This is a genomic window from Streptomyces sp. NPDC006283 (assembly GCF_040613325.1).
GTDB lineage: Bacteria > Actinomycetota > Actinomycetes > Streptomycetales > Streptomycetaceae > Streptomyces.
This window is the reverse complement of sequence record NZ_JBEXRZ010000139.1, coordinates 1-18,644: the sequence shown is the minus strand read 5'-3', so window position 1 is coordinate 18,644 and position 18,644 is coordinate 1. Positions and strand designations below refer to the sequence as shown.

General features: G+C 71.1%; 16 protein-coding genes and 2 pseudogenes. 5 read left to right on the top strand and 13 right to left on the bottom strand.

The features are described from left to right. The 8 genes from pstS to mshD all read right to left on the bottom strand — a co-directional run. Positions 1-1,108, bottom strand: a 1,108-nt coding sequence (pstS, locus tag ABZ070_RS24985) for a phosphate ABC transporter substrate-binding protein PstS (protein ID WP_356637505.1), incomplete at its 3' end; no start/stop codon positions are given. Positions 1,109-1,340: 232 nt separating this feature from the next. After that, positions 1,341-1,760 (bottom strand): NUDIX hydrolase, encoded by a 420-nt coding sequence (locus ABZ070_RS24980; RefSeq protein ID WP_356637502.1) that lies wholly within the window; start codon positions 1,758-1,760, stop codon positions 1,341-1,343. Then, a complete protein-coding gene (locus ABZ070_RS24975) occupies positions 1,757-2,986 on the bottom strand; it encodes a CHAD domain-containing protein (RefSeq protein WP_356637500.1) in 1,230 nt (409 codons plus the stop codon). The genes ABZ070_RS24980 and ABZ070_RS24975 overlap by 4 nt, the downstream gene beginning before the upstream one ends. Next, positions 2,973-5,204 carry an RNA degradosome polyphosphate kinase gene (locus tag ABZ070_RS24970; protein WP_356637498.1) on the bottom strand — a complete coding sequence of 744 codons (2,232 nt, stop codon included), beginning with the start codon at positions 5,202-5,204 and terminating at the stop codon, positions 2,973-2,975. The genes ABZ070_RS24975 and ABZ070_RS24970 overlap by 14 nt, the downstream gene beginning before the upstream one ends. A 353-nt stretch (positions 5,205-5,557) precedes the next feature. Next, positions 5,558-6,499, bottom strand: a complete 942-nt coding sequence (locus ABZ070_RS24965; RefSeq protein WP_356637496.1) for an ABC transporter permease — start codon at positions 6,497-6,499, stop codon at positions 5,558-5,560. After that, on the bottom strand, positions 6,496-7,383 hold the full coding sequence (locus ABZ070_RS24960; RefSeq protein WP_356637494.1) for an ABC transporter ATP-binding protein: 888 nt from the start codon (positions 7,381-7,383) through the stop codon (positions 6,496-6,498). The genes ABZ070_RS24965 and ABZ070_RS24960 overlap by 4 nt, the downstream gene beginning before the upstream one ends. Next, positions 7,380-7,778: a GntR family transcriptional regulator gene (locus ABZ070_RS24955; protein WP_356637492.1), complete on the bottom strand. Its 399-nt coding sequence runs from the start codon at positions 7,776-7,778 to the stop codon at positions 7,380-7,382. The genes ABZ070_RS24960 and ABZ070_RS24955 overlap by 4 nt, the downstream gene beginning before the upstream one ends. Positions 7,779-7,882: 104 nt before the next feature. After that, positions 7,883-8,806 carry a mycothiol synthase gene (gene mshD, locus ABZ070_RS24950; RefSeq protein WP_356637490.1) on the bottom strand — a complete coding sequence of 308 codons (924 nt, stop codon included), beginning with the start codon at positions 8,804-8,806 and terminating at the stop codon, positions 7,883-7,885. A 239-nt stretch (positions 8,807-9,045) separates the two neighbouring features. On the opposite strand from mshD, the gene ABZ070_RS24945 reads away from it, so the two are divergent. After that, positions 9,046-10,866, top strand: coding sequence for a bifunctional metallophosphatase/5'-nucleotidase (locus tag ABZ070_RS24945; protein WP_356637488.1), 1,821 nt, complete (start codon positions 9,046-9,048; stop codon positions 10,864-10,866). A gap of 109 nt (positions 10,867-10,975) precedes the next feature. Further along, the gene (locus ABZ070_RS24940; protein ID WP_356637486.1) at positions 10,976-11,848 is read left to right on the top strand and encodes a phosphatidylinositol-specific phospholipase C; all 873 of its coding nucleotides are present in this window, start codon (positions 10,976-10,978) and stop codon (positions 11,846-11,848) included. Between the two features lie 109 nt (positions 11,849-11,957). Here ABZ070_RS24940 and ABZ070_RS24935 read toward each other — a convergent pair whose 3' ends face one another. From ABZ070_RS24935 to ABZ070_RS24915, 5 genes are all read right to left on the bottom strand, one after another. After that, positions 11,958-13,361 carry a HAMP domain-containing sensor histidine kinase gene (locus ABZ070_RS24935; RefSeq protein ID WP_356637484.1) on the bottom strand — a complete coding sequence of 468 codons (1,404 nt, stop codon included), beginning with the start codon at positions 13,359-13,361 and terminating at the stop codon, positions 11,958-11,960. After that, positions 13,358-14,074 carry a response regulator transcription factor gene (locus tag ABZ070_RS24930; RefSeq protein WP_356637482.1) on the bottom strand — a complete coding sequence of 239 codons (717 nt, stop codon included), beginning with the start codon at positions 14,072-14,074 and terminating at the stop codon, positions 13,358-13,360. The genes ABZ070_RS24935 and ABZ070_RS24930 overlap by 4 nt, the downstream gene beginning before the upstream one ends. Positions 14,075-14,094: 20 nt before the next feature. Beyond that, on the bottom strand, positions 14,095-15,138 hold the full coding sequence (locus ABZ070_RS24925; protein WP_356637480.1) for a trypsin-like peptidase domain-containing protein: 1,044 nt from the start codon (positions 15,136-15,138) through the stop codon (positions 14,095-14,097). 131 nt (positions 15,139-15,269) lie between these two features. Then, a complete protein-coding gene (locus tag ABZ070_RS24920; RefSeq protein WP_356637477.1) occupies positions 15,270-16,295 on the bottom strand; it encodes a LacI family DNA-binding transcriptional regulator in 1,026 nt (341 codons plus the stop codon). Between the two features lie 23 nt (positions 16,296-16,318). After that, positions 16,319-17,098 (bottom strand): response regulator transcription factor, encoded by a 780-nt coding sequence (locus ABZ070_RS24915; RefSeq protein ID WP_356637473.1) that lies wholly within the window; start codon positions 17,096-17,098, stop codon positions 16,319-16,321. Between the two features lie 306 nt (positions 17,099-17,404). On the opposite strand from ABZ070_RS24915, the pseudogene ABZ070_RS24910 reads away from it, so the two are divergent. From ABZ070_RS24910 to ABZ070_RS24900, 3 genes and pseudogenes are all read left to right on the top strand, one after another. Then, positions 17,405-18,085, top strand: a pseudogene (locus ABZ070_RS24910) (alpha/beta hydrolase). Between the two features lie 45 nt (positions 18,086-18,130). Further along, positions 18,131-18,385, top strand: a complete 255-nt coding sequence (locus ABZ070_RS24905) for a MoaD/ThiS family protein (protein WP_356637471.1) — start codon at positions 18,131-18,133, stop codon at positions 18,383-18,385. Between the two features lie 10 nt (positions 18,386-18,395). Further along, positions 18,396-18,644: pseudogene (locus ABZ070_RS24900) on the top strand (hypothetical protein); the annotation flags it as partial.

Sequence of the window (18,644 nt, the reverse complement as noted above, 5' to 3'; positions counted from 1 at the left end):
GGACCTTGGCCGCGATCTCGGCCGGCAGCGGGGCGTAGCCGGCGTCGGCGAGGACCTTCTGGCCCTCCTCGCCGACCGTGTAGTTCAGGAAGGCCTTCAGGGTTGGCAGGGTGTCCGCCTTGTTGCCCTTGTCGCAGGCGATCTCGTACGTCACGAGGATGATCGGGTACGCGCCCTCGGCCTTGGTCGTGTAGTCGAGGGAGAGGGCCAGGTCCTTGCCGGTGCCCTTGATCTTGGCGGCGGCGATGGCCTTGGAGGCGTTGGCGCTGGTCGCCTCGACCGGGGTGCCGGCGCCGGTGTCGACCTTGACGGCGGGGATCGACTGCGAGGTCGCGTAGGACAGCTCGAAGTAGCCGATCGAACCCTGGGTCTGCTTCACCTGGGCGGCGACACCGGAGGAGCCGTTGGCCGCCTGGCCGCCGGGGGCCAGCCACGACTTCGACTTCGGGTCGTGCTTCCAGTCCGCCGGAGCGGCCTCGCTGAGGTACTTGTGCAGGTTCTGCGTGGTGCCCGACTCGTCGGAGCGGTGGAAGGCCTGGATGGCCGTGTCCGGCAGCTTCGCGTCAGGGTTGAGCTTGGCGATGGCCGGGTCGTTCCACTTCTTGATCTTCGAGTCGAAGATCTTCGCGATGGTGGGGGCGTCGAGGACGAGGTCGTCCACGCCCTCCAGGTTGTAGCCGATGGCGACGGGGCCGCCGACCATCGGCAGGTTGATGCCCTGGCCGCCCTTGCAGATCTTCTTCGACTCCTCGACCTCCTCCGGCTTGAGCGCGGAGTCGGAGCCGGCGAAGGCGACCTGGCCCTGGGTGAACTTGGTGATACCGCCGCCCGAGCCGATGGGCTGGTAGTTGACCTCGACGCCCGAGCAGGCGGCCTGGAAGTTCTTGACCCACAGGTCCATGGCGTTCTTCTGTGCGCTCGAGCCAGCCGCAAGGATCTGGCCCTTGGCGTCGTCGCACTTGATGTTGGAGGCGGCGTTGGTCGTGTCGCCGCCTTCACCGGGGGCCGTGTTGTCGTCCGAACCACACGCCGTGAGGACCAGGGCGCCGGACAGGGCGAGGGCACCGAGCGCGGTGGCGCGAAGCCCGTTCTTGCGCTGAAGCTTCACTTTCGGGTGTTCCTTCCAGTGGCCGCCCGAGTTGGCGGCGTGCGTCGGGGTGGGGGGACCGGCTCCGTGCCGGTCACCGTGTAAGGCCGAAATTAGGCAGATGAGATGAAGCGGCCGACGGGGGAGAGTGAACGCAAGGTGAACCGTGCCCGGCGACACGGTGCTCGTTCGAACGTTCACCCGTTCGGGTGTCGGGGCTGCTGGGCAAGGCATAACGGCATGCTCCCGGTGCTCACGCTGTGTGCAGTGCCTGCATGAGTGCGTCGACCAGCGCGCGGTCGCGCGGGTGGGTGAGCCTGTTGCGGGCGGCGGCGGGCGGCAGCCACACGATGCGGTCGACCTCCGCGCCCGCGGCGAAGGATCCGGAGGTCATCTCCGCGGCCCAGTAGGTGACCTCCTTGGGCCGGCCGTTCGCGAGGTAACGGGCCGTGGGAAGACGGGCGCCGGGGACACAGCGATGGCCGGTCTCCTCCCGGACCTCCCGCATCGCGGCGCCCAGGGCGTCCTCGCCCCTCTTGAGCTTGCCTTTCGGGTGCGACCAGTCGTCGTACTTGGGCCGGTGGACCAGGCAGATCTCGATGCCGCCGTCGCCGTACGGGGAGCGGCGCCAGAGCACGCATCCCGCGGCGAGCACGGTGTCGGCGCCATTCATGGCGCGGGGACCGCCGACGAGGCCGCCGCCGTGGCGTGCCGCCATTGCTGCTGGAAGGCGAACCTGGCCGCCTCGACCTCGTGCCGCTGGTCGGCGTGCAGCACACCGAGGGCGTACGCGGTGGCCGGCGCGATCCGCGGGGTACGGGCAGCGGTGGCAGCAGCGGCAGCCGCCTCCGCGGCGTCGCGATGCCGGTCGAGCACCAGCCCCGCCTGGCACAGGACCGGGCTGCTGCCCGGGCGCACCACCTCCTGCGCGTAGCGGTGCAGGCGCAGCAGCCTGCGGACCTCGTGCCAGGGCGCGTCCTGTGCCTCACCGGCTGCCGTGGTGGCGAGGCCGTTGACCAGAGCCTCCGCGTTGTACGGATGGGCGGCCCGGCCCAGCGGCAGCCCGGCGACCGCCTCCAGCAGCCGCCGTTCGGCGGCCTCGGCGGGCAGCGCCAGCGTCTGTGCGGCGGGGCCGGCGGCGGCCGGGCCCAGCGGGAGGTCGGAGACCAGTAAAGCGACGGCGTCGGCGACGGCGTGGAAACGGGAGGAGCCGAGTGCCTGGAGTGCGGCGGAGTGCGCGCGCGTCCGGGCCAGCGTGAGCTGCCGCTCCAGCAACGCCCCGGCCCGCGCGGCCCCGACGGCGAGCACCCCGCCGCCTGCGGATGCGCCGCTCCTTCCGCCCGCGCGGGCGGGCTTGCGCCCGGTGCCGGTGCCGGTGCTCGTGCGGCCGTCGGTGTCCCCGGCGCTCGACCCGTTCGAGGCGTGCGGGGACCCGTCGGCTTCGTCGGGAGCGTCACATCCCGCGTCGCAGCCGGTTGTCCCGAGGTGACCGGCCGGCAACCCGAAGCCGTCGCGCGGCAGGGCGTCGCTGCGGGCGGACGGCAGCGGAGCGGTGCCCGACAGGCGGGACAGTGCGTCCAGCAGCCGGGACAGGCGGGACGTGTACGCGTGTTCCTGGGCCAGGGTCGTGGACAGCCAGGCCAGTTCCGTGCGCAGGCCGTCGGCCCAGGCCGGGTCCAGCAGCGGGCGGAACGTGTGCAGCGTTCCGCTGATGCGGCGGGACACGGTCCGCAGCGCTTGGGCCGACTCCGCCACCGCCGCCGTCTCCGCGCCGCTCTCCCCGTGCCGGCGCAGGCTGCGCAGGAAGTCGCCCGCCTGCACGTGCAGATAGTGGGCCACCGCCTCGCCCGCGGTGCCCGCGAGAGCGGTGTCCGGCCGGGAAGATTCAGGGCTGTGCACGCCGGCGCCTCCGCGCGTCTATGAGCATCTCCTGTACGTTCCGCAGCGGCTGGCCGTCGGAGTCCGTGGCGTGCCGGGTCCACGCGCCGTCCGGGCCGAGATGCCAGGAGGACGTGGTGTCGGACATGCCGGTCTCCAGCAGCCGGGTGAGGGCCGCGCGGTGGGCCGGGTCGGTGACCCGTACCAGCGCCTCGATCCGGCGATCGAGGTTTCTGTGCATCATGTCGGCGCTGCCGAACCACACTTCGGGCTCGCCGCCGTTGCCGAAGGCGAAGACCCGGGAGTGCTCCAGGAAGCGGCCGAGGATCGAGCGGACCCGGATGTTCTCCGAGAGGCCGGCCACGCCGGGGCGTATCGCGCAGATGCCGCGCACCCAGATGTCCACCGGCACGCCCGCCATCGCGGCGCGGTAGCAGGCGTCGATGACTGCCTCGTCCACCATCGAGTTGACCTTGATGCGGACGTAGGCGGGGCGTCCCGCCCGGTGGTGGGTGATCTCCTTGTTGATGCGGGAGATCAGCCCGTCGCGCAGCGACTTGGGCGCGACCAGGAGCCTGCGGTACGTCTCGCGGCGCGAGTAGCCGGACAGCCGGTTGAACAGGTCGGAGAGGTCCGCGCCGACCTGCGGGTCCGCGGTGAGCAGCCCGAGGTCCTCGTAGAGCCGGGCGGTCTTGGGGTGGTAGTTGCCCGTCCCGACGTGCGAGTAGCGCCGCAGCGTCTCGCCCTCCTGGCGGACGACCAGCGACAGCTTGCAGTGGGTCTTGAGGCCGACGAGCCCGTAGACGACATGGCAGCCGGACTCCTCCAGCTTGCGCGCCCACTTGATGTTGGCCTGCTCGTCGAAGCGGGCCTTGATCTCGACGAGGACGAGGACCTGCTTGCCCGACTCGGCGGCGTCGATCAGCGCGTCGACTATCGGGGAGTCGCCCGAGGTCCGGTACAGCGTCTGCTTGATCGCGAGGACGTCGGGGTCGCCCGCCGCCTGCTCGAGGAAGGCCTGGACGGACGTCGAGAAGGAGTCGTACGGGTGGTGCAGCAGCACGTCCCGTTCGCGCAGCGCCATGAAGATGTCGGGCGCGGACGCCGACTCGACCTCGGCCAGATCACGGTGGGTGCCCGCGACGAACTTGCGGTACCGCAGCTCCGGCCGGTCCAGTGCCGAGATGCCGAACAGTCCGGTGAGGTCCAGCGGCCCGGGCAGCGGGTAGACCTCGGCGTCGGAGACCTTCAGCTCGCGCACGAGCAGGTCGAGGACGTACGGGTCGATCGACTCCTCGACCTCCAGACGCACCGGCGGGCCGAACCGGCGCCGCATGAGTTCCTTCTCCAGCGCCTGGAGCAGGTTCTCCGCGTCGTCCTCCTCGACCTCCAGGTCCTCGTTCCTGGTCACCCGGAACATGTGGTGCGCCAGCACCTCCATGCCCGGGAACAGCTCCTCGAGGTGTGCCGCGATCACGTCCTCCAGCGGCACGTACCGCTGCGGCGAGGCCTCGAGGAAACGGGAGAGCAGCGGGGGGACCTTGACCCGGGCGAAGTGGCGGTGGCCACTGACGGGGTTGCGGACGACGACCGCCAGGTTGAGCGAGAGGCCGGAGATGTACGGGAAGGGGTGCGCCGGGTCCACGGCCAGCGGGGTCAGCACCGGGAAGATCTGCTGCCGGAAGAGCGTGAAGAGGCGGGCCTGCTCCTTCTCGGTGAGCTCGGGCCAGCGGATGAGGTGGATGCCCTCGTCGGCCAGGGCAGGGGCGATGTCCTGCTGGAAGCAGGCGGCGTGCCGGGCCATGAGCTCGCGGGAGCGGGTCCAGATCAGGTCGAGGACCTCGCGGGGCTGCAGACCGGAAGCGGAGCGGGTGGCGACGCCCGTCGCGATCCGGCGCTTGAGGCCGGCCACCCGGACCATGAAGAACTCGTCCAGGTTGGACGCGAAGATCGCGAGGAAGTTGGCGCGCTCCAGAAGCGGCGTGGCCGGGTCCTCCGCGAGCTCGAGGACCCGCTCGTTGAACGCGAGCCAGCTGCGCTCCCGGTCGAGGAACCGCCCCTGCGGCAGTTCGGTGCCCAGCGCCGCCTCGAGGTCCTCCTCGTAGGCGTCGAGATCCGAGTCGATGTCGGGTTCGAGGTCGGACACAGTGGCTGCGACGGTGTGCGGCCGGTGCGCGGCTATGGAAGCGACGGACGGCTGGGGGTGCTGGACCGGTACCTCGGCGGGCTGCTGGCTCATGGGCCCATTGTTCCGCGCGGAGGGTGTGACCGGCGCGTCGGAAAGGGCACGAGCGAGAGGTTTTCTCCCGGCGGGGGAGGCGGGCACAGCGGGCTGCATTGACCGAGGGTCGCAAGGGCGTCTGAATCCCCGGTAACAGGGACATGACGTGAGGGAAAGCGTGGTGCGGCCCCCGGGGGTCGGCTCCCCGGGGGCCGTTCGCTCGTCCGGCCGGTCGGCCGGCAGACCGGTCAGGCGTGGCGGCAGACCGGTCAGGCGTGGTGGCGGCCGGTCAGGCGTGGCGGCAGACCGGTCGGGCGCGGTGCCAGCCGGTCACGCGTGGCGGCAGACCGGTCGGGCGCGGTGCCAGCCGGTCACGCGTGGCGGCGGCGGAAGATCCGGAACGCCGCGTATGCCACGGCGGCGGCCAGGGCCAGGACGATGCCGGTCTCGACCAGCTGGAGCGGCCACAGGTGCGAGGCGGGATGGTGGTCCCACCATCTGCCGACGACGTCGTGCGCGGCGTAGCAGGCAGCGTCCTGCGGCGGGAAGCACACGCTGTCGGGGAGCCGCTCCCCCGACGCGGTCAGCAGACCGCTGTCCAGGACGAACTCGCCGGGTTTGACCTGCATGCTGTCCGGGTCGGCGCTCATGGCGGTGGCGGGCGCCCACAGGCGCTCCCACAGCGCGAACATGACGGCCATGACGATCCCGGTCGCCAGACCCGCGACGGACATCGCGACCATGGTGCGGCGTACCAGCAGGCCGGTGAGGGCGCCGACGGCGACCGCGAGCAGGCAGTGGGCGGCCAGTGTCGGCCCGAGGGTGAGGAACACCTGCCGCTCCTGCCAGCCCAGCCTGTGGTCGCCGGCCGATGGACCCCACAGGACGCGGAAGGAACCTGTCAGGCCCACGGCGACGACGGCCACGGTCAGGGCGGGCACGGCGATTTTGGCGGCGAACCACCGGGTGGGCGGTACCGACTGCGACCAGACCAGCTGGTGCGTTCCGCTCTCCAGCTCCCGGGCGATCACCGGTCCTGCGACGACGGCCGCGACGAGCAGCGGCAGCAGCACAGCGGCGCTCGCGAGGAAGTCGGCGAGGGCCGTGAGACCGCCCCGGTAGGCGAAGCGTGTGAAGAGACCTTCGGCGTTCTCGTCGTACGGAGTCAGTTCGAACGCGATCCGCAGGCCCGACGCGACGAGCGCCGCGGTCACCAGCAGTACGGCGGTGGTGGTGATCAGGCGGCGGTGCTGCCGGACGACGACCCAGGTGATGCCCCGCAGACGCGTGCGGGATGTGGTGAGCGAGCTCATGCGGCCGCCACCTCCGCGCTCGGTGTGAACAGCGGCGGGGCGTCGGGGCTGCGCAGATGCGCCATGAGCAGTTCCTCCAGCGAAGGACGAGCGGTCTGCCAGCCGCCGCCGACCGCGCCGGACCCCCGTACCAGCGCGGTCAGCTGACGACCCGTCGTGCGCGACTCGACGACGGTGTGGTCGGGCAGGTCGGCGACCGGCCCCGTGAGGAGGGTGTGGGCTGCGATCAGGTCCTCCGTCTCTCCGGCGAGGCGTACGCTGCCGCCGTCGACGAGGAGCACGTAGTCGCAGGTCGTCTCCAGCTCGGACAGGATGTGCGAGGAGATCACGATGGTGGTGCCGTGGTCGGCGGCCTCCGTCATCAGCGCGGCCATCAGCCGGTGCCGGGCCAGGGGGTCGAGGTCGGCCATGGGCTCGTCCAGCAGCATCAGTTCCGGGCGTTTGCCCAGTGCGAGGGCGAGCGCGACGCGGGTCCGCTGGCCACCGGAGAGGCTCCGGATCCGGGAGCCCGGATCGAGGCCGCCGCCCTCCGTGACGATGCGTTCGGCGGCGGCCGCGTCCCAGCGGTCCGGGTTCAGCTCGTGCCCCAGCCGCAGCGTCTCGCCGACCGTCAACTGCGGGTACAGCGGCTTGTCCTGGGCGACGTAGGCAATGCGCTCGCGTACGTCCGACGGCGGGCCGCCGAGAACGTGCAGTGCACCGTCGGAGGGCCGGAGCAGTCCCGCCGCCAGGGCGAGGAGGGTCGACTTGCCGGCGCCGTTGGGGCCGGCGAGGGCGCAGACGCGCCCGACGGGCACCCGGAACGAGCAGTCGTACAGGGCCAGGCGGCCGCGCCGCCCGTAGTCCAGGCCGAGGCCGTTCGCCTCTATCGCGGTCGCTGTCATGCGCCGTCCCCCTTGTGGTCGTCCTGCGCGTGTTCCTCCAGTACGGAGGTGAGGAGCGCGGTGATGTCGTCGTGCTCCAGGCCGGCCTGGTGCGCCCGGCCCACCCAGTCGGCGAGCTCCGCCCGCAGGGGTGTGTCCGCGGCTTGGCCGCCGAGGGTGCGGGTCACGAACGTGCCGAGGCCACGGCGGGCCTCGACGAGGCCGTCGCGCTCGAGCTCGCGGTACGCCTTGAGCACGGTGTTCGGGTTGATCGCGGTCGCCTCGACGACTTCGCGGGCCGTCGGCAGCCGGTCGCCGGGCTGCAGCAGCCCCAGCCGAAGTGCCTGTTTGGTCTGCTGCACGATCTGGAGATACGTGGCGACGCCGCTGCGCCGGTCGATACGGAACTCGACCATGCCGCTGCACCACCCTTTCACTAGTTGAGTAGTGGAATCGTGGTGCAAGGGAGGGGGCGGTGTCAACGGACACCGCCCCCTGCTCTGTTGACCGGTGCCGCCTGTCAGGTCTCCGTGCGGTACATCAGATCCACCTCGTGCGTCACGAAGCCCATCTGCTCGTACACCCGCAGGGCTGCCGGGTTGTCGGCGTCGACGTAGAGCATCGCGGTCGGCAGCCCCTGTGCGGCCAGGTGCCGCAGGCCGGTCGCGGTGAGGGCCTTGCCGAGGCCGCCGCCCTGGGCGTCGGGGCGGATGCCGAGGACGTACACCTCGCCGAGCTGCTCCTCCGCGTGCACCTTCGTCCAGTGGAAGCCGATGATCTCCCCGTCCCGCTCCGCCAGGAAGAAGCCCTTCGGGTCGAACCACGGCTCGGCCTTGCGGTCGTCCAGGTCCCGCTGGGTGAGTGAGCCCTGTTCGGGGTGGTGTGCGAAAGCGGCGGCGTTCACCGCGAGCCACGCGGCGTCGTCCTGGCCGGGCCGATAGGTCCGTACGGTGACGCCGGGCGGGTAGACCGGCTCGGCGACGCCCGCAAGGCTCAAGGGGCGCCGCAGCTGACGCAGTTCACGGAAGAGCGTCAGGCCGAGGACCTGGGCCATGTGCCGGGCGGCGGACTTGCCCCCGTGCGCCCACATGCGCAGCCTCTTGCCCGAGGCTTCCAGCAGCGTCGTGCCCAGGGCCCGCCCGTGGCCACGCCCGCGGTGGCTCGGATGCACGACCAGTTCGGCCGCGGGGGCCTCGACGGGGTCGGTGTCCTCGAGTTGCGCGTAGCCGATGAGCTGGTCGCCGACCGTGAGCAGGAAGTGCCGCACGCCTTCCCTTTGTCCACCGCGCAACTGAAGCCGTCCCTGTTCGGAGACGGCCTGCATCCCGTCGGACCGTGCAGCCTCCGCGAGTACCTCGAGCACGGCCTCTGCCTGCTCGGGAGTCAGCTCGTCGAGGGACTGGATCTGCCGGCCGGGCTCCGGAATCACTGCGTCGATCGTCATGGCTCGAGGGTACGGCGGGGGAGCACGACCCGGGGATGCGCACGACTCGTCGGGAATGGCATCGGACGGGTGATATACGGCTGATCACCCCTTCGCGGCCGATGGCAACCAGGTCGTAACCCGCATCCCCCTGTCGCGCTACGCGCGTTGACTCTAGGCTGCGGCAGCAGGAGGCTGCCGGCGGATCAAGGCCGGACGGTCTTCACCCTCACACCACGCTGGAACTGACAAGGGGACAGATGTCAGCGACACCTCCCAACCATCGCGCGGCCCGGCGGAGCCGTCGCGTTCTCGCAGCCGCCGCCGGGCTCGCGACCGTCGGCGCGCTCGTCGCCGCGCTGCCGGCCGGAGCCGCCTCCGGTGACCGGCACGGCCACGGCCACCACAAGCCGCGCACCGTCGACGTGCAGCTGCTCTCCTTCAACGACCTGCACGGCAACCTGGAGCCGCCGGCCGGTTCCGCCGGCAACGTCTCCGAGACCCAGCCCGACGGCACGGTCAAGTCGATCCCGGCCGGTGGCGTCGAGTACCTGGCGACCTCGCTGCGCACCGCGCGCCAGGGCAACCCGTACTCCGTCACCGCGGCCGCCGGCGACCTGGTGGGCGCGAGCCCGCTGCTGTCCGGTCTCTTCCACGACGAGCCGACCGTCGAGGCGCTGAACAAGCTGGACCTCGATGTGACGGGCGTGGGCAACCACGAGTTCGACGAGGGCGCGACCGAGCTGGGCCGTCTGCAGAAGGGCGGCTGCCACCCGACGGACGGCTGCTTCGAGGAGGGCAAGGAGTTCGAGGGCGCGGACTTCCCCTACCTGGCGGCCAACGTCACCAAGGAGAAGACGGGCAGGCCCATACTCAAGCCGTACTCGGTCTGGCAGAAGAACGGCGTCAAGATCGGCTTCATCGGTGTGACCCTCGAGGGCACGCCGGACATCGTCAGCGCCAACGGCATCAAGGGCCTCAAGTTCCACGACGAGGTCGAGACGATCAACAAGTACGCCCGTGAGCTCGACCGCAAGGGCGTGAAGTCGATCGTCGCGCTGATCCACGAGGGTGGCTCGCCGGCGTCGACGTCGTACAACTACGACTGCGACTCGCCGGGTGCGGGCGACGGCATCTCCGGCCCCATCGCCGCCATCGCCAAGGGCATCACGCCGAAGGTCGACGCGCTCGTCACCGGCCACACCCACCAGGCGTACGTGTGCACCATCCCGGACCCGTCCGGCAAGCCGCGTCTGGTCACCTCGGCGTCCTCGTACGGCAAGCTCTACACGGACACCACGCTCACCTACGACCGCCGCACCAAGGACATCGTGCGTACGCAGGTCAGGTCGGCCAACCACGTCGTCAGCCGTGACCAGGCCAAGGCCCCGGACATGACCGATCTGATCACCCGCTGGAACAAGCTGGCGGCGCCGATCGCGAGCCGCCCGCAGGGCTTCATCTCCGCGGACATCAACGGCCGTGGCGCGACCACCCCGGAGAAGCCGCTCGGTGACCTGATCGCGGACGCTCAGCTCGCGGGCCTCGCGCCGGCGGACAAGGGCGGCGCGCAGCTGGCGCTGATGAACCCGGGCGGCATCCGGTCCGACCTGGTCTTCAAGGCGTCGGGCGGTGAGGGCGACGGTGTGGTGACGTACGGGGAGGCCTTCACGGTCCAGCCGTTCACCAACATGATGAACGTGGTCGACCTGACCGGCGCTCAGCTGATCACGGCGCTCCAGCAGCAGGTCAGCGGCTCGAACGAGGCCTCTCCGAAGATCCTCCAGGTCTCCAAGGGCTTCACCTACACCCTGGACCTGACGAAGACCGGCGCCGACCGGATCGTCGTGGACTCGGTGAAGCTGAACGGCGAGGCGATCGACCCGGCGAAGACGTACCGGGTCGCGATGAACGAGTTCCTCGCGGGCGGCGGTGACGGCTTCGCGGTGCTCAAGGAGCACACCAACAAGCTGGTCGGCGCCTCCGACCTGGATGTCTTCAACGCTTACCTGGCGGCGAACTCCTCGGCCACCGCGCCGATCACGCCTCCGGCGGCAGACCGGATCACGGTCGTCCAGTAGACGCGTCGAAGGGTGGGGCGGCGGGCCGAACGGCCTGCCGCCCCACCGGCGTTACCGGCCGGTACCGACATCTGGTGAACTTGACGCGGACGCGACATACTCCGCTGCCATGGACCGACGGAGATTCCTCACGGGCGCCGCGGCTCTGTCCGCGACCGCCCTCATCGGCGCCCCCCACGCCACCGCCGCACCGCGCCGCACCCTGTCCACTCAGGACTGGATGGCCGGTGCCGCCGACTCGACCCCTCTGCAACGGCTGACGATTCCCGGCACCCACGACTCGGGCGCCCGCTTCGGCGGACCGTGGAGCGAATGCCAGAACACGACCATCGCCCAGCAGCTCGCCGGCGGAATCCGCTTCCTCGACATACGGTGCCGGGTCACCGGCGGCTCGTTCGCCATCCACCACGGCCCGTCCTACCAGAACATGATGTTCGGCGACGTCCTCGTCGCCTGCCGGGACTTCCTCGCCGCGCACCCCTCGGAGACCGTGCTCATGCGGGTCAAGCAGGAGTACTCGCAGGACAGCGACGCCACCTTCCGCGCGATCTTCGACGACTACCTCGACAACCGCGGCTGGCGGCCGCTGTTCCGGATCGGCGACGGCATCCCCGCACTGGGCGAGGCACGCGGCCGGGTCGTGCTCCTCGGCGACAACGGAGGTCTGCCCGGCGTCCGTTACGCGGACGGGGAGCTGTTCGACGTCCAGGACGACTGGAACGCCCTGCCGAACCCGAAGTACTCGAAGATCGAGGCGCACTTCCGCAAGGCCGTCCAGCAACCGGGAAAGCTGTTCGTCAACTACGTGAGCACGTCGGCGTATCTGCCGCCCCGCTGGAACTCCGACGACCTCAACCCGCGCGTCCACTCCTTCGTCGAAGGCTCCGAGGCGCGCGGCTGGCGTGGGCTGGGCATCGTGCCGATGGACTACCCCAACACCCGCGCCGGCCTCGTCGAGTCGCTCATCCGCCACAACGGCTGAGCGGTCTCCCCGCCCGCCCTGCATGTCGTCGCAGATTCGACCGTACGGGGGCGGCCACTGGGCGTCAGGGGCGGGTCAGCGGGGGGAACGGGGCGCCGGGGACCGGGCGTCAGGGGCGGGTCGCGGGCGGGGGAGTCGCCGCGCCGGGCAGCCGGATCAGCGCGCGGGTTCCGCCGCCCGGCGCGGGAGCCAGGACGATGCTGCCGCCGGACTGCTGGACCGTACGGGCCACGATCGACAGCCCCAGCCCCGAGCCCGGCAGCGACCGGGCGGAGGGCGAACGCCAGAACCGCTCGAAGACGTGCGGCAGGTCCTGCGGCGGGATTCCCGGTCCGTGGTCCCTGATGGTCAGCTCGCCGTCCCGCAGGCCCACGTCGATCCCGCCGCCGGGCGGGGAGAACTTGACCGCGTTGTCCAGGACGTTGACCAGGGCCCGCTCGAGGGCGGCCTCGTCGCCGCGCACGTACCAGGGTGCGAGATCCGAGGTGAACTCCAGCTCGGGTCCGCGCAGCCGGGCCCGGTCGAGCGCGCTCCGCACGATCTCGTGCAGCGCCACCACCTGCACCCGTGTGCCCGCGGCGGCGTCCGGGCGGGACAGTTCCTGCAGATCGCCGATGAGCGCGGCCAGCTCCGTCATCTGCGCCTTCACGGAAGCGAGCAATGCTCTGCGGTCGTCCGGCGGGATCGCCCTGCCGGTCTCCTCGCTCCGGGCGAGCAGCTCGATGTTCGTACGCAGCGAGGTCAGCGGGGTGCGCAGCTCGTGCCCCGCGTCGGCGATCAGCTGCTGCTGGAGGTCGCGCGAGGACGCCAGCGCGGCGGTCATCGCGTTGAACGAGCGCGACAGCCGCGCGATCTCGTCCTCTCCGTCCACCGGGATGCGCACGCTCAGGTCCTCGGTACGGGCCACATGCTCCACCGCGCCGGTCAGTTCGTCGACCGGTCGCAGACCGGCACGGGCGACCCAGGCCCCGGCCGCGCCCGCACCGAGCACACCGGCGCCCGCGACCAGGGCGAGCACCAGGGTCAGATCGCCGAGGGTGTCGTCGACCTCGCTGAGGGGGCGGGCGACGATCACCGCACCCGCGTAGCCCTCGATCGGATACGTGAAGACGCGGTACTCCTCGCCGCTGGAGGCGGTCGCGTTGTGGAAGGAGGACTCCGACCGGCCGTCGGCGACCTCGAGGTCGGCGTCCGTGATCTCGATCGGCTCCTCGCCGAGGACGACGCAGCTGTTCCCCTCGCGGTCCAGCAACTGGATCGTCGACCTGAAGGGGTTCGTGTCCGGCCCGACGGGTGCCGCCTTGCGGCACTGGCCCGACGGGTCGACGAAGACGAGCGCCTGCCGTGGTGCCATCCGGTTGGAGCTCAGGGCGTTGTCCAGGGAGTCGACCAGCGCGCTGCGCACCACCAGCCAGCACACGCTCGCCGCCGCCGCGACGGCGATCGCCACCGCCGTCGCCACGAGCAGCGCCAGCCGGGAACGCAGGGGCAGGGCGCGGAACCTGTTCGTCACTCGGCGCCGCCGGTGCGCAACGCGTACCCGACGCCGCGCACCGTGTGGACCAGACGCGGCTCGCCGGCCGCCTCCGTCTTGCGCCGCAGGTACATGACGTACACATCGAGGGAGTTGGAGCTCGGCTCGAAGTCGAACCCCCAGACGGACTTGAGGATCTGCTCCCGGGTGAGCACCTGCCGGGGGTGCGCCAGGAACAGCTCCAGCAACGTGAACTCGGTGCGGGTCAGTTCGACGCGGCGGGTGCCGCGGGTGACCTCGCGGGTCGCCAGATCCATCCGCAGGTCGGCGAAGGACAGAACGTCCTCTTCGCCGGCCTCCGCGCCGGCGCCGGTCGCGTACGAGCTGCGCCGCAGCAGCGCGCGGATACGGGCGAACAGCTCGTCCAGCTCGAACGGCTTCACCAGGTAGTCGTCCGCGCCCGCGTCGAGCCCGGTGACCCGGTCGCCGACGGTGTCGCGGGCCGTCAGCATCAGGATCGGCACCCGGGAACCCGCGGCCCGCAGCCGGCGGGCGGCGGTCAGGCCGTCCATCCGGGGCATCTGGATGTCGAGCACGATCAGGTCGGGCGTGTACGCCTCCGCCCGGGCGAGGGCGTCGACACCGTCGACGGCGACCTCGGTGCCGTACCCCTCGAACGCGAGGGAACGCCGGAGCGCCTCGCGTACGGCGGGCTCGTCGTCGACGATCAGGATGCGCTCGCCTTCAGTCATGGACCCAGCCTCGCACGCGATCAGTTGCCGTCGCCCGAGCGCAGGCGGTCCAGGTCCGCCTTCACGGTGTCGATGGGGATCGCGAAGCCGAGGCCGACGCTGCCCGCAGTCGACCCGGTGGCCGAACTGGGCGAGTACATAGCCGAGTTGATGCCGATGATCTCGCCGTTCATGTTGATCAGCGCGCCGCCGGAGTTGCCCGGGTTGAGGGAGGCGTCGGTCTGGATGGCCTTGTAGGTGGTGGTCGAGTCGCCGGTGTCGCCGTTGTACTGCTCCCCGCCGAACTCGAAGGGCCAGTTCTCCCGGGGATCCGGCTGTTGCCGTCGGCCCTCGTCCTTGGCCACGGTGACGTCCCTGTCCAGGGCGGACACGATGCCGCTGGTCACCGTGCCGGTCAGGCCCTCCGGTGAGCCGATCGCGACGACCTCGTCGCCGACCCCGACCTCGCTCGAGTCGCCGAGCGCGGCGGCCTTCAGTCCGGATGCGCCCTTGAGCTTGATGAGGGCGAGATCCTTGTCGGGGTCGGTGCCGAGGACGTCCGCCTCGTACGTCTTCCCGTCGCTGAGCTGGACCTTGATCACCGAGGCGCCGGAGATGACGTGATTGTTGGTGACGATCTCGCCGTCCGAAGTGATGATCACGCCGGAGCCGGTGGACTGGCCGGCGTCGGACGTGGCGCTGATCTCGACGATGCTCGGCGACACGGCCTGCGCGACGCCGGCGACGGTGCCCTTGCTGCTCTGCGCCACGTTGGTGCCCGCGACCGTGCCGGAGCCGCCGCTGCCCGCGTCACCGGTGAGCTCCCCGACGAGCGCGGAGGCGCCGCCTCCGATGGCCGCGGCGACGATGGCCACGGCGGCGATCAGCGCGACGGGCCGCTTGGCCCTGGCCTTCGGCTGGGGGGCGGGGTGGTGGGCCGGGGGCGGCGGGTAGCCGCCACCTGCGGGCGGGGTTCCGTACGGCTGCTGGGGGTGCTGGGTGCTGTACGGCTGCTGGTGCTGCGGGTACTGGAGGTGCTGGTGCTGATCGTCGGTGTCGTTGCCGCTGCGGTAGTGGTCCGTCATGGAAACGACTGTCGGCGCCGTAGATGAGAGCAGTCTGAGGCGGCTCTGAGAAGCCCGACAGAACCGTGTATGCCCCATATAAGCGCCGGGCCGGGCCCGGGAGCGCCGCCCCCGGATCCGGTGCCGTTCCGCTACTCTCCGCAGCCGCACGAGCGGCGGACCACCAGCCCCGAGGGGAACAGCTTCACCCGCTCACGCCGTGACCCCGCCACCCGCAGGCCGTCGTCCAGGACCAGGTCCACCGCCGCCCGGGCCATCGCCGGACGGTCCGAGGAGATCGTTGTCAGCGGCGGGTCCGTCAGTGCCGCTTCCTTCACGTCGTCGAAGCCCGCCACCGCCAGCTCGCCCGGCACGTCTATCCGCAGCTCACGCGCCGCCCGCAGCACACCGAAGGCCTGGTCGTCCGTCGAGCAGAAGATCGCCGGGGGCCGGTCGGGCCCGGACAGGATCTTCAGAGCGACCTGGTAGGCGTCGTAGCGGTTGTACGGCGCCTCGAAGAGCCGGCCGTCGATCGAGCGACCGGACTCCTTCATCGCCCGGCGCCAGCCCTCCACGTGGTCGGCGACCGGGTCGCCCACCGCGGGGGTGTTCGGGACGCCGCCGAGACAGGCGACGTACTCGTGGCCGTGCTCCAGCAGGTGCCGGGTCGCGAGCTGCGCGCCGCCGATGTCGTCCGTCACGACCGCGACGTCGTCGATCGCCTCGGGCCGCTCGTGCAGCAGCACGATCTTCGCGTCCCACGCCTCGATCTCGGCCGCGGCCCGCTCGCTCATGCCCTGGCTGACCAGGATCAGCCCGGAGACCCGCATTCCGAGGAAGGCCCGCAGATAGTGGACCTCGCGCTCGTCGCGGTAGTCGGAATTGCCGACGAGGACCATTTTCCCGCGCTCGGCCGCGGCCTGTTCGACCGCGTGTGCCATTTCCGCGAAGAACGGCTGCCGGGCGTCCGGAACGATCATTCCTATGAGGTCGGTGCGCCGGGACGCCATCGCCTGGGCGACCCGGTCGGGCCGGTACCCCAGCTCCTTGATGGCTGCGAGTACCCGCTCGCGCGTGGCCGGTGCGACCGGCCGGGGTCCGTTGTTGATGACGTAGCTGACGACCGCGGTCGACGTCCCCGCCAGTCTTGCCACATCGTCCCGCGTCACCTTGGCCACGCGCGAAGTCTACGCGGGGTGACCTACCTCTGGGCAGGCCGTACGGCCGCTTCCTCCACCTCGGAGGCGTCCTCCGTACGGGCTACGGCACCGGAGGCCTTCGCCTTGGCCTCCTCGGCCGCGCGCTCGACCTTCTCCGGCGCGACGAAGCGGTAGCCGACGTTCCGTACGGTTCCGATGAGCGACTCGTGCTCGGGCCCGAGCTTGGCGCGCAGCCGCCGTACGTGGACGTCGACCGTGCGGGTGCCGCCGAAGTAGTCGTAGCCCCAGACCTCCTGCAGCAGCTGGGCCCGGGTGAAGACCCGGCCGGGGTGCTGTGCGAGGTACTTGAGCAGCTCGAACTCCTTGAAGGTCAGGTCCAGGACCCGGCCCTTCAGCTTGGCGCTGTACGTCGCCTCGTCCACCGACAGATCGCCGTTGCGGATCTCCATCGGGGAGTCGTCGACAGTGATCTGCTGGCGGCCCGTCGCGAGCCGCAGCCGCGCCTCGACCTCGGCCGGTCCGGCCGTGTCGAGCAGGACGTCGTCGATGCCCCAGTCCGCGGTCACGGCCGCGAGGCCGCCCTCGGTCACCACCAGGATCAGCGGACAGCCGGGGCCCGTGGACCGCAGCAGCTGGCACAGCGACCGCACCTGTGGCAGATCGCGGCGGCCGTCGACGAGGATCACATCGGCACCGGGGGTGTCGACCAGGGCCGGACCCTCGGCGGGGGCCACCCGTACGTTGTGCAGAAGCAGGCCGAGGGCGGGAAGCACCTCCGTCGACGGCTGGAGCGCATTGGTCAGCAGCAGCAGTGAGCTCATCGCGTCCCACCTGCCCTGATGGTCCTGCGTTCGTCGTTCGTGGTTCGCTCGTCCATGACGTCGGTTCCTCCTCGGTCCCTGCGAGGACGTGCACTGCTTCGTACAACAGCTCTCTCGCGCCTCGAGAGCCTTGTGAGTAATTGTTCACCAGCCCGTAACACCGGACGGAAAACACAAAAGGACCCGGGGGCTGCTTTGCCCGGATCCTCTGCCAGCAGAATAGCCCACATGAGATCCGTGGGAGAGGGCGGATTTCACACTGTGGACGTATTCAAGATCACGCCCCGTCCCCGGCGCGCCACTTCCATGACATCGGACGGTGTTCGGATCGAGGCCCTTTCCGAGCCGTCCGCGGCCGGTCCGGCCGACACCGCGATCGTCGTCGCACACGGTTTCACCGGCGCTCTCGACCGGCCCGCAGCGGCCGTGCCGCGCGGACGTTCACGCAGTACTGGGCCGTGGTGAGGTTCCCGTTTGGCGGACACGGCGGCTTCCGAGGGCGCTCGACCGTCGGTGACCGCGAGATGCCGGCCCTGGCCGCCGCCGTGGAGTGGGTTCGCTCTCGCGGGCACAGGCAGGTGATGACCGTCGGGTTCTGGGGCGCCTCCCACGCCGAAGGGTGTGGGGGAGGGCGGCTCAGTGGTGCTGCGACACGCGGCCTCGTACGGGCAGCGGATGCACGAGGGGCGTACGGAGGCACGGACGGATGCAGTCGTCGCCGTGAGCGCCCCCGCCCGCTGGTACTACCGCGGTGCGGCGCCGATGCGGCGACCGCACTGGGCCGTCACCGGCCGACGGGCGACTCGTCGGCCGCTACGGGTTCCGGAGCCGCATCCACCACCAGGACTGGGACCCGATTTCCTCCCCCTACGCCCAAGGGGTGTGAGGGACCCCGAGTAGTCCGAGCCGCTGATCGCGGGACACGCGGGGAACGCCGCGGACGAGGCACCGCTGCGGCGCCTGGGGGGCTGGCTCACCGGCCGATAGCCCATCATGGTGAGCGGCGCGCACATGAACGAGAGGAGTGCCGCTATGGCAGCGGGAACCATCCGCTACTGGGCCGCGGCCAAGGCGGCCGCGCAGGTCGCGGAGGAGCCGTACGCGGCGGACACGCTCGCGGAGGCGCTCGACGCCGTGCGCGAGCGGCACCCGGGGGAGCTGACCCGGGTACTGCAGCGGTGTTCGTTCCTCGTCGACGGCGACCCCGTCGGCACCCGCGCGCATGAGACCGTACGGCTGGCCGAGGGCGGCACGGTCGAGGTGCTCCCGCCGTTCGCAGGAGGGTGAACCGCACAGCATGAGCAGCGATCAGCAGTATCCGTACGGGCAGCAGCAGCAGCAGCCGTACCCGCCTTACGAGGACCCGTACGGGCAGCAGCCGCACCAGGGCGCCGGTGAAACGCAGACCTGGCAGGGCGAGACCTGGGACACGCAGTACCAGCCGGTCGTGCGGCCGGCGCAGCCCGCGCCGGAAGGGGCGACGGCCTACGGCCACGTCGCGCCGCCCGCGGCCGACACCGCGTACCTCCCCGTGACCCCGGCCGGC

What these genes read in the sequence shown, in the direction of transcription:
- ABZ070_RS24925 (WP_356637480.1), bottom strand. Translation starts at nt 15,138, where the DNA reads ATGACGGACCACTACCGCAGCGGCAACGACACCGACGATCAGCACCAG.
- ABZ070_RS24960 (WP_356637494.1), bottom strand. Translation starts at nt 7,383, where the DNA reads ATGACAGCGACCGCGATAGAGGCGAACGGCCTCGGCCTGGACTACGGG.
- ABZ070_RS24970 (WP_356637498.1), bottom strand. Translation starts at nt 5,204, where the DNA reads ATGAGCCAGCAGCCCGCCGAGGTACCGGTCCAGCACCCCCAGCCGTCC.
- ABZ070_RS24915 (WP_356637473.1), bottom strand. Translation starts at nt 17,098, where the DNA reads ATGAGCTCACTGCTGCTGCTGACCAATGCGCTCCAGCCGTCGACGGAG.
- ABZ070_RS24945 (WP_356637488.1), top strand. Translation starts at nt 9,046, where the DNA reads ATGTCAGCGACACCTCCCAACCATCGCGCGGCCCGGCGGAGCCGTCGC.
- ABZ070_RS24980 (WP_356637502.1), bottom strand. Translation starts at nt 1,760, where the DNA reads ATGAATGGCGCCGACACCGTGCTCGCCGCGGGATGCGTGCTCTGGCGC.
- mshD (WP_356637490.1), bottom strand. Translation starts at nt 8,806, where the DNA reads ATGACGATCGACGCAGTGATTCCGGAGCCCGGCCGGCAGATCCAGTCC.
- ABZ070_RS24955 (WP_356637492.1), bottom strand. Translation starts at nt 7,778, where the DNA reads ATGGTCGAGTTCCGTATCGACCGGCGCAGCGGCGTCGCCACGTATCTC.
- ABZ070_RS24905 (WP_356637471.1), top strand. Translation starts at nt 18,131, where the DNA reads ATGGCAGCGGGAACCATCCGCTACTGGGCCGCGGCCAAGGCGGCCGCG.
- ABZ070_RS24930 (WP_356637482.1), bottom strand. Translation starts at nt 14,074, where the DNA reads ATGACTGAAGGCGAGCGCATCCTGATCGTCGACGACGAGCCCGCCGTA.
- ABZ070_RS24965 (WP_356637496.1), bottom strand. Translation starts at nt 6,499, where the DNA reads ATGAGCTCGCTCACCACATCCCGCACGCGTCTGCGGGGCATCACCTGG.
- ABZ070_RS24940 (WP_356637486.1), top strand. Translation starts at nt 10,976, where the DNA reads ATGGACCGACGGAGATTCCTCACGGGCGCCGCGGCTCTGTCCGCGACC.